We start from the raw sequence: 2,917 nt of genomic DNA, 5'->3' as shown, positions 1-2,917 counted from the left end.
ACGCAGACCTGGCTTATCTTGCTCACGTTCGCAAATTAGAAGACGCAACCCGTAACTTTTCTGGGGATGAATTTGCCACGATTATTTGTAATCGTCTCCCAGAACCTAATGGGATCAGTACAGTGCATTTAGTATCTATAGAAGGACGTTATATAGATGCAGATAATTTTGATTATATGGGAGCGGTAGATGAGGATTTAATCCGCTTTGTTAGTTTAGCTAATTGGAGTTTTGCTTGTGTAGATCCCGAACAAAGTTTTAGCCAATTAGTCCAGAAACTTAACCGTAATCCTAGTTTCCCCAGACTTCCTCAAACTGAGAATCAAGAAGCAGAAAAATTCCTAGCAATGGGTTACATTCCCTTACCTCATTCTCTAAGACAGGGAAGTCAGACGATCTCTTGGTATCGCAGTCCTTTAATCCCGGGGATGAACGAGGAAACCTACAATTTTCCTGTCAAAGCATCGGATGAATTATTGCGTTATGATTCTACTTTAGGACTCTTTGATACTTCATACGCTGCTGCTTGGCAATTAGGGCGAATGTTGACTCTACAAAACCAAGGATTAGCCATTGAATTATTTAACTGGAAACGAGAAAACGCCCAAAATCTCAAACAATTAGAAGATAATGTCATTAATAATTTACCCTTGCGCTCTCGACAAATTCGACCAGCACAATCAATCCCAGAGAAAATAGAAAAATGGTTTAAAGGATTAGAGTTATTGCAGGGAATCCCGTTTAATTATTTAGTTCCCGACGAAGGGTTACTCCCCATTGAATCAATTCGTTTCTTTTGGGTAGATTCTTTATGGGTAGACTGCTTACAAGATGGTGCTTTTAGCATTGGTCGAGTTACTGAAAACAGTGTAGAAGAAGATCGAAAAATCCGTTCAACTCGTCGTGGTTTTACTCGCGGTATAGAGCAGAAAATTACTGGCATTATCATGCGATCGCAAGTTGTCTCTGGTTGGCCTAATTTACTGATTGATGGTTATGATAAAGCCGTCGCAAATGTAGATTCTATTGACCAAACTCAAGTCAACCTTTTATCCCTATTACGGATGGAAAAATTAGCCAAAGATGTGTTAATTTGTCTGTTTGAAGGAGAGGTCAAAACCGTTGATATTCACCTGCAACCAGAAGGGATGCACTTTGGCTTAGATGCACCGACAAAACAGTCTCCTGAATGGTCAAAAAATTTAAGAAATATTAACGGCGAAGCGACTGACATTTTAATTTCACCGATTCCTTGGAATAATGAACAAAAAGAGGTGATAAATTTAGAAGGACTAGCGACAAAAATCCAAGAAAAGTTACCAGATATCGGTGAATTTACTTCCGGTCAATTTGCTTTACAAATGATTGAGGGAGTCCAAAAAGTCAGGTTTGTAATTAACGAGTGAAGCTTCGATCTTTTTTGCTTACTTTAGCTTCAGCCTCAAACTTCTGTTGGGGTCGTGCGCCTACGGCGCACCCCCCGAACTTTTACAGACAAGCGAAATTTTTACGAAAGATTAATAATTTACTTTTAGCAACATTATCAACAAAGATAATCTAAATTTAGATTGTTGATTAAAAATGTGGTTAATGGATATAAATAGGATGACATTTAATAGATCTAACTCATTGGTATATAGAATGTCAAAGCTGTGTTTCCATAAACTTTTTGGCGGCAAATTTTGACAGATAAAATGCCGTCATTTAGGCTGCGATCGGGACTGTGTTCTACTGCTAGTTCGCCGTCTTCATCTAATAGTTGATATTGGGCGATCGCCTCTATTACCGAATCATACAAATCGCTAGCATAAGGGGGATCGAAATAAATGCGATCGAACTTTTCTGCTGACAGGGTTTTCAATCGCTGCACAACATCTCCTCGCAATACCTCAAAAGTTTGTCCGGCTTGTGCTACCTGTTGCCAGTTTTGTTGGATAATCGAACAAGCGCGACTGGATTTTTCAATTCCCACCACGTAACTTGCACCTCGACACAAAGCTTCCGCACCCATAGAACCGCTACCCGCGCACAAATCCAGCCAGCGACAGCCTTCTATTGTTCCCTGCCAAATATTAAAGACTGCCTCCCGCACCCGTGCTAAAGTAGGTCGAGTGGCTTGACCCGGTAAGGTTTTCAGTAGACGATTGCCGTAGATTCTCAAACTCATAGTAAAAAAGGAAAACAATATTAATATTTGCTGCCCAACTCGGACTAAGGTTAAATATTTTATTGATCAGGAAATGACAAATCGATCGGGAGAGATTTATGACTCAGACATACATTGTCAAAAAAGGTGAAACTTTGGCAGATATAGCCGAGATGTTCTACGGAACTCGCAATTGGAAACCAATTTACGATGCCAATCGGAATGTAATTGGGCCAAACCCTAACGCGATCGTACCAGATCGACAACTTCTCATTCCCGACTTGTACACTGTCCAAACTGGAGACACCCTCGCACGAATAGCCAAAAGTTACTACGGAAATCCCTATGACTGGCCGCGCATCTATAAGGCAAATCGCGATCTAATTGGGAACGACCCTAAGAAAATTATTCCCGGACAGTTACTTGTAATTCCCGGTTAGGGTGTCCCTCACGTATTCGCGGGATGATACGAAACCCGGTTTCTCTTCTTGAGGAAACATTATTAGCAGGAGTTGATATTTAGTCAAAAGAAACATTTTTTTACTCCTGCTGTTTCCACTAAGCCAGAACCGGAGTTTGCACTTGCGCCACAAAATTAGAGAGTATTTGCAGTCCGGTGGTGGAAGATTTTTCGGGGTGAAATTGCACTGCCATTAGGTTATCGCGTGCGATCGCAGCTGTCACTGTTTGTGTACCATGAGTTACACTAGCGGCGCAGACTTTGGGGTCAATCGGATCGACGTAATAGGAGTGGACAAAATAAACCCAAGG

Annotated in this window: 3 protein-coding genes and 1 pseudogene; 2 read left to right on the top strand and 2 right to left on the bottom strand. The window is 41.1% G+C overall.

The annotated features are described in order from the left end of the window. A partial coding sequence (locus tag H6S82_RS27105; RefSeq protein WP_191057024.1) for a hypothetical protein occupies positions 1 to 1,406 on the top strand: 1,406 nt, incomplete at its 5' end. A gap of 215 nt (positions 1,407 to 1,621) precedes the next feature. On the opposite strand, the gene rsmD is transcribed toward H6S82_RS27105, so the two are convergent. Further along, on the bottom strand, positions 1,622 to 2,167 hold the full coding sequence (rsmD, locus tag H6S82_RS27100; RefSeq protein ID WP_190475292.1) for a 16S rRNA (guanine(966)-N(2))-methyltransferase RsmD: 546 nt from the start codon (positions 2,165 to 2,167) through the stop codon (positions 1,622 to 1,624). 98 nt (positions 2,168 to 2,265) lie between these two features. Between rsmD and H6S82_RS27095 the strand changes: the two genes are divergently transcribed. Continuing rightward, the gene (locus H6S82_RS27095) at positions 2,266 to 2,586 is read left to right on the top strand and encodes a LysM peptidoglycan-binding domain-containing protein (protein WP_190475294.1); all 321 of its coding nucleotides are present in this window, start codon (positions 2,266 to 2,268) and stop codon (positions 2,584 to 2,586) included. 118 nt (positions 2,587 to 2,704) lie between these two features. Here H6S82_RS27095 and H6S82_RS27090 read toward each other — a convergent pair. Beyond that, positions 2,705 to 2,917, bottom strand: a pseudogene (locus H6S82_RS27090) (imidazole glycerol phosphate synthase subunit HisH); the annotation flags it as partial.

The sequence above is a fragment of the Planktothrix sp. FACHB-1355 genome (assembly GCF_014748295.1).
Lineage (GTDB): Bacteria > Cyanobacteriota > Cyanobacteriia > Cyanobacteriales > Aerosakkonemataceae > Aerosakkonema > Aerosakkonema funiforme_A.
This window is presented reverse-complemented; position numbering and strand designations above follow the sequence as displayed.

Coding starts and splice junctions, on each gene's coding strand:
- rsmD (WP_190475292.1), bottom strand. CDS start 2,167: ATGAGTTTGAGAATCTACGGCAATCGTCTACTGAAAACCTTACCGGGT.
- H6S82_RS27095 (WP_190475294.1), top strand. CDS start 2,266: ATGACTCAGACATACATTGTCAAAAAAGGTGAAACTTTGGCAGATATA.